Origin of the sequence: Paenibacillus sp. EKM212P, assembly GCF_011066115.1 — a bacterium.
GTDB classification, from domain to species: Bacteria; Bacillota; Bacilli; order Paenibacillales; family Paenibacillaceae; genus Paenibacillus; species Paenibacillus polymyxa_B.
This window is the reverse complement of the sequence record NZ_JAAMNR010000007.1, coordinates 216771-222849: the sequence shown is the minus strand read 5'-3', so window position 1 is coordinate 222849 and position 6079 is coordinate 216771. Positions and strand designations below refer to the sequence as shown.

At 43.7% G+C, this 6079-nt stretch carries 5 protein-coding genes; all 5 read right to left on the bottom strand.

All coding sequences use genetic code 11. From position 1 onward, the window contains the following. Positions 1 to 533 precede the first annotated feature (533 nt). On the bottom strand, positions 534 to 1388 hold the full coding sequence (locus tag G9G54_RS20320) for a nucleotidyltransferase-like protein (protein ID WP_238808272.1): 855 nt from the start codon (positions 1386 to 1388) through the stop codon (positions 534 to 536). A gap of 136 nt (positions 1389 to 1524) precedes the next feature. Beyond that, positions 1525 to 3243 carry a glycosyl hydrolase family 18 protein gene (locus G9G54_RS20315; RefSeq protein ID WP_165179381.1) on the bottom strand — a complete coding sequence of 573 codons (1719 nt, stop codon included), beginning with the start codon at positions 3241 to 3243 and terminating at the stop codon, positions 1525 to 1527. A 185-nt stretch (positions 3244 to 3428) separates the two neighbouring features. Beyond that, positions 3429 to 3860, bottom strand: coding sequence for a Fur family transcriptional regulator (locus tag G9G54_RS20310; protein WP_013311903.1), 432 nt, complete (start codon positions 3858 to 3860; stop codon positions 3429 to 3431). Between the two features lie 108 nt (positions 3861 to 3968). After that, a complete protein-coding gene (locus G9G54_RS20305) occupies positions 3969 to 5372 on the bottom strand; it encodes a DUF4097 family beta strand repeat-containing protein (protein WP_165179380.1) in 1404 nt (467 codons plus the stop codon). Positions 5373 to 5379: 7 nt separating this feature from the next. Beyond that, the gene (locus G9G54_RS20300) at positions 5380 to 6033 is read right to left on the bottom strand and encodes a hypothetical protein (RefSeq protein ID WP_165179379.1); all 654 of its coding nucleotides are present in this window, start codon (positions 6031 to 6033) and stop codon (positions 5380 to 5382) included. Positions 6034 to 6079 lie beyond the last annotated feature (46 nt).

The following is a 6079-nucleotide window of genomic DNA, read 5'->3' as shown; positions in this document are numbered from 1 at the left end:
CGTTCGTCCTGAGCCAGGATCAAACTCTCCATTAAAGACCAACCGAAGTTGGTTTATAGAAAGAGCGATAAGCTCATGTTGAAACTGACGAGATAAAATATCTCATTTTCGCTTCCATTTCATACAGCCTGACGGCATGTACCAAAATCTCAGCGTTGGATTTTGTAAACAAAATCCGTACTCACTCGTTGTTCAGTTTTCAAAGATCAAACCTGCATTTTGTCTTACTTTGTTTCACCACCGCGTCTCAGCGGCGACTTAAATAATGTAACACATAACCTCATTTTTCGTCAAGCTTTTTTTTGAAAATTCATTTTTACGCTTGATGCAACACGTTTATCCTGCTTTAAACAGTTCTAAATTATTCATGCTGCTTAATGGGGCGAGTTATAACTTAGCACATATTTTATATACTCGTCAACCTAAATTAATAATTTATATTTTTTAACTATCTATAAATACTAAATCACGTACAAAAAAGGAAGAAAAGTCGATTTAACAACCTTTCTTCCTGACAAATCAACCCCTGCACATTAAATAAGGGAGTAACGCAGTTCACGATTTTGCCCACGATCCCTAAAATCCCCGGCAGCTGTTTCTCTAATAAGTGAACGATATACCAGTTTACGGAGCACGACGGTAAGATCCAATTGAAGATTCTTTAGCTCTGGATGGTTAATAAGTTCATTTATAGACCAGGGTTCCCGTCTGCTGCCTAATATACGGAATAGCGGAGATGAGCACTCCTCCATTTTTGACATCACTGAAAATTCACAAGCAAGCAATACTAGTTCAACCCGTTGTTCCAAGGTTTCTGTACTTAATGTGAGTTCGTTATACAGTTTGTCAATCGTTCGATCCAGAGGCTGTGCCTGAACCCATAAGTGAGTCTTTGGATAAATCCCCCGTTCAATGAGTTCAATAGATGCCCAATGATCCAATGCTTTCAGAACACTTTGATAAGCGTCAATGATCCGCCCTTCTCGCACCGCTCTTTTACCATGAACGTAATTGACCAGAAAGCGGGAGAACTCATGAAATCGCTTCTGCTCCCGTAGTGGATCGTTAAAATCAACAATTTCCTGTCTTAAAAGACGGACCCTGTCATCCCGTTCCCAGACAATACGACCTTCTAGCACATAATCTATAATGTTGGCTTGTTCACCAGCGATAATCCATTCCTTCAGACAACTGAGCGTTGCGTACAACACTTGGCATCTTAAGCCATTCATAAATAAGTGTTGAATAGAACGAACCGGCTTGGTGCCTTCTCCAATAATTAGAATGAGTTCATCAAAGTCATACAACATCGAACCGTGAAAATACTCTCCCGGCTTTCTGTACGAAATAATACCTATTGAATCTTCCCGCAACAATTCATCATACATTAGGTTTAATTTGGTTAGCTGCACTTCTCCCTCCATACCTGCAAGGCGGCTATGACCGCAAATTGGATATTTGGATACATGTGATCATTTCTACATAAATAAGAAACTTCCTTCTTCAATTGTATAAATTTTTATCTTATTCACTTATTTTTTTCAGTGTTACCCAAGCGTTTTCATCTGCAAAGGTTCGATTCCACGCCCCAATTCCTCCGAGCTTCAGCGATTTGGCAAGTTCTACTCTTGCCTTCAGAGATACCTCATCCTCTAGCCAAATCTTTTTGACCACGCCGTCTTCTGTATACTCGACATAATTCTGGCCTTCAGCAGCTCTAAACTTGGGCTTCAACTTAAATTCGGCTATGATACCGGCTGCTGACTTCATACCAAGTGATTTAGAGGTGACCTTAATCTTCCCTTCTTTGGGAGTCTCAGACCACACGCGAGTATATAACGGAATACCTAAAATCACTTTTTGAGGCGGCACTTCATCTTCCTGAATAATTCGCTTAATTGACGCTTCCGTCCATGGTAGCGAGGCGACAGAACCAGCCTTTGGACTAGCCGCCCAATGCTCATCATATGCCATTACCATGAGGTAATCTGTGATGGTGCCCAATGATTTTCGATCCAAAAAAGCTGACCACATTTCACTTTGAGATTTAGGCGTAACATCAATGGACAGTATCAAATCATGTTCCCGAGCCACCGGTTTAAGTTCCCGCAAAAATTGGGTGACATTGGGGCCATCCTTCGTATGAACATTTTCAAAGTCAATATTAATACCATCCAGATCATTTTCTAGGGCAAATGAAATCATCTGATCTATAATCGACTTTCGACGTTCAAAGGTAGACAATGCTTCAGTTGTTAATTCGGGATTAAAGCTGTTGCTCAACAAGCCCCAAACCTCCATCCCCTTGCGATGTGCCCAGCTGACATAGGCAGGATCTGCCTTGCTTTCTACAGTGCCCTCATGATCGACGACACTGAACCACGTAGGACTCACCACATTTACTCCAGGCATAGGATCAAACTTGGAAGGATCGGGCTTACGATTATAGACAGCTTCCCAAGCGAGGTTTACTGGCCTACCCTCCCAATGTTTTTCCGAGATGGACAAATCGTCTTTAGCCGAAGGGATCACAAGCTCTTCTCCTTCAGCGATATGGTCTGACTTAATGTATCCCGCATAGCCATTGTCTAATTGAACAAAATACCAATCTCCTTGTTTGGACCAAATACGTACCTTCGTCCGCTGAGATATATCTGTCAAAATAAAAGATAGGTTAGAGGCTTCTTTACGTAAGGCAATTCTAGCATCCTGTGAGCCATCCTTCTTTTCTACACTCCCCAGCCTGACCTTCTCTCCAGCTTTCATTAGGATGACAGCACCAGTTACAGGGTCTTCGTGTATAGAAACGCCGTATACTTCACGTACAGCCTCTATCGGGATATATACCTCTCCACTGATCACCTGAGGGGCTACGCTAAGCGCATATGTCTTACCATTCAGTTCCCCTTGTGCCTTCGAAACCTTCATATAGAGCAGGCTTTGTCTCGTCGCCATAATGACGGTTTGGCTATCATCCTCATAGCGAACCGTAGGATCAATTTGACTTTGCACCAATTTAAACGGCATCAGCATGTTCTTGCCCGAGCTTTGAGCTTCATACCCAGTCAACTTGCCCTGCATAAAAATAGGACGGACACTGCCCTGCCAATCGGGTTTCTCGTGAAGGGGATTACCAAACCATACGACAGTAATTGCGCATATAATCGCTGCAAATAATAGCAGGCTTGCCGCTCCTCTGAATCGCGAACGTTTACGGCGGCGTCTGGAATGATTTCTGGCCAATATTGAACCTCCATTGTATGAACTTTGAATTCTCGTATTTTGTAACCACAACAGATTACTTAAAACAAAAATACAGTGATTTAAATAAAAAAACGCGGTAAATCCCCGCTTATGGGGAATTCCTCACGTTTCCAATCCATTACAATATATACATACCGCACAAAAAACTTCTATTCCTTGTTTCGTTACGTTTGTTTGTTACTACAAGCTTTGCATACTCCGTGTAACTCCATTCGATGTCCATGCACCTCGAAGCCTGTTTCCAACGCGGCATGGCGTTCCACATCAGCCAAATAGGGATAACTGAAATCTTCAATTTTTCCGCATTTTTCGCAAATGATGTGATAGTGCTCCGAAATATTGGCATCATAACGACTGGCGTTATCTCCATAGGTCAACTCATGTACCATACCCGCTTCTATAAACATCTTTAAGTTATTATAAACCGTAGCCACACTCATACTTGGAAACTTGGACTCAAGCGCTCGATATATTTCATCTGCAGTCGGATGCCCCATGGTTTCCATCAAATAGTTTAATATGGCATGACGCTGGGGTGTTATGCGTACACCTGTCTTCTTCAGAAGTTCCAAAGCATGCTGGACGCGTGCCGCCATATATGTCCACCGCCTTATCCCTTACTTACGATCCTATCAATTACCACGCATCTATTTACAACTTACTTCTAAACCTACTCACATTGTACGGTCTACTCAAGTTTCTTGTCAACGCGCCGTATTGTCGCCGGATGTTCCTATAGAGGTATCTGACTCAAGAGCTCCGGGTTCAGCCGGAGAGCTTTCAGATGTATCGGGCGCAGTCGTACCCCCGGAATCATCCAAGTCGGGTAACGACGGCATCAGTAACTTTTTAATCGTTAAATTGCTGTTACCCTCTACGTTGATCGCATACTTACCTGTCCCATTCTGGCCTGAAATACTTTTACTATCTATTTTAAATGGAAAATCGGATTGAAGATTACCATAACTGCTTGAACCCTCTAACTGAAAATCTCCATTCGACGGAAGATCCAATACGATATCACCGACAGCACTGTATATTTTCCAATCTCCGCCCACCTGCTCGCTATGCACTTTGATAGAGCCATTAAGCGAATTTGCATTCAGCTTGGCTGTAGAATTCAGCACATTCATGTCACCATTCTGAGTATCTACGGTGATGTCCCCTTCCGAACGAGCGAGCTGAATATCACCTACCATGGTGTGTAGTGTCACAGCTCCTTCAATATCGCCTGCCTGCATATCGCCACGGTTCGTGCGCACATCTACATCTCCAGAAATCCGATGCAATTTAACCTGACCGTTCAGCGTGCCTCCCTTGACATTGCCGATAGCGTCATTAACGGTGAGATTTCCATTACCGCTCTCGAGCCGAATGCTGTCAATAGCATCAACTCCATTCAGGGTAATATTCCCGTTGGAGGTTCTAATCTGCACATTGAACCGTCGGTCCTCCGGCACGGTGATCAGCATGTTCACACGGGGCTGACGTTTGCTTGATGCTCCGTATGACTGTGCCTCCGGACGAATCTGGATGGTCTTGCCGTCGGTAGAAGTCAGTGAAGAAGCTTGAGCAATCTTGTCCGCTTCGGCAGCAGGCGCTTGATCCACCCATAGAGTCCCACGTACCTCTATATTGGACACAGGCCGTCTGATCAGTGTTACATCACCATTAACCGAATCAATTACTAAATCGGACGTCTGCATAGTTACAGGTACCAGCATACCCCCCATATCATACCGATTCTCTTTAGCCTGGCTAAAATCCATAGAAGCTGACGTCAGATTGAGACTGACCCGGTTCCACAGATACATATAATGATTTTGCTGGGTCACGATAAAAACCGAGGCTGCCACTACCAAAGCGGATAGAATCCCCTTTAGGTCAGGTCTGAATCGCCTTCCGCTGTCAGACTTGCCTTCTTTCCGATAGTACACAGCAAAAAAAATCAGATACTCCAGTCCCCAAAGCACGAAGATTACGGGCCACCAAACGAGGAGCTGAAGCATATATTCAGTATTTTGAAACACATCTACAATAAGCAAAATACCTACAGCCATCAACAGAAGCGAAGAGGTGTAGCGCCCGACTCTTATTTTACGGTGCACGCCAGCTTCACCCTCTTTCTTTCAACTTTTTACGCTTAAAGGTCAGAAAGGCTTCCCTCAGAAAAAGGAATAAACCGATCATCATTAATAAAATGGCCAGCGTCAGGAATCCATAATCCTCAAAGAAATTGCTCAACCAGCGAGGTTTCATGCGAAACAAAATCATAAGCCCACCGCCTGCCACCATTAGCACAGCAAAAGCAAAGCCTCTCTCCCATGCATAAAAAGGACTACTTTGCTGGCCTCTAGCATCCATTCGTGCATAACGATCTGGCTTACGCCGATACCGAACCATGTAATCTGCTGACTGTAAGACATCATATACATTATAAAAATATAAAACGGGTATGAACAATCCAAGCAAAATAAGTAATGGAATGTTAATCCTCAAGCCGTCAGAGGAAACATACAGCATCGCAAAAATATCTAGTAGGAGCAATACAATAAAACTAAGCCCCCTAATAAACAGCCCTAAAAAAAGATGTCCCAGTCCGGGTAACAATGCGGCCATGATAATGGCAATCACTTTGCGAAATTTAGCGTATTTTAGACGCTTCCCCTGTCTGGGTTGTTCCCGCTGTTCCGGCGCTTGTAGCTGCCCAGCCTCTGCAGACGGTAACGGTTGTTCCGAGTTCATGCCATCCTCCCCTTTGAATCCCATGCGTGGCTCCGCTGAAAAATACTTCAATGCTTACATAGTACCCCAA

Coding starts and splice junctions, on each gene's coding strand:
- G9G54_RS20310 (WP_013311903.1), bottom strand. CDS start 3,860: ATGGCGGCACGCGTCCAGCATGCTTTGGAACTTCTGAAGAAGACAGGT.
- G9G54_RS20320 (WP_238808272.1), bottom strand. CDS start 1,388: ATGTATGATGAATTGTTGCGGGAAGATTCAATAGGTATTATTTCGTAC.
- G9G54_RS20300 (WP_165179379.1), bottom strand. CDS start 6,033: ATGGGATTCAAAGGGGAGGATGGCATGAACTCGGAACAACCGTTACCG.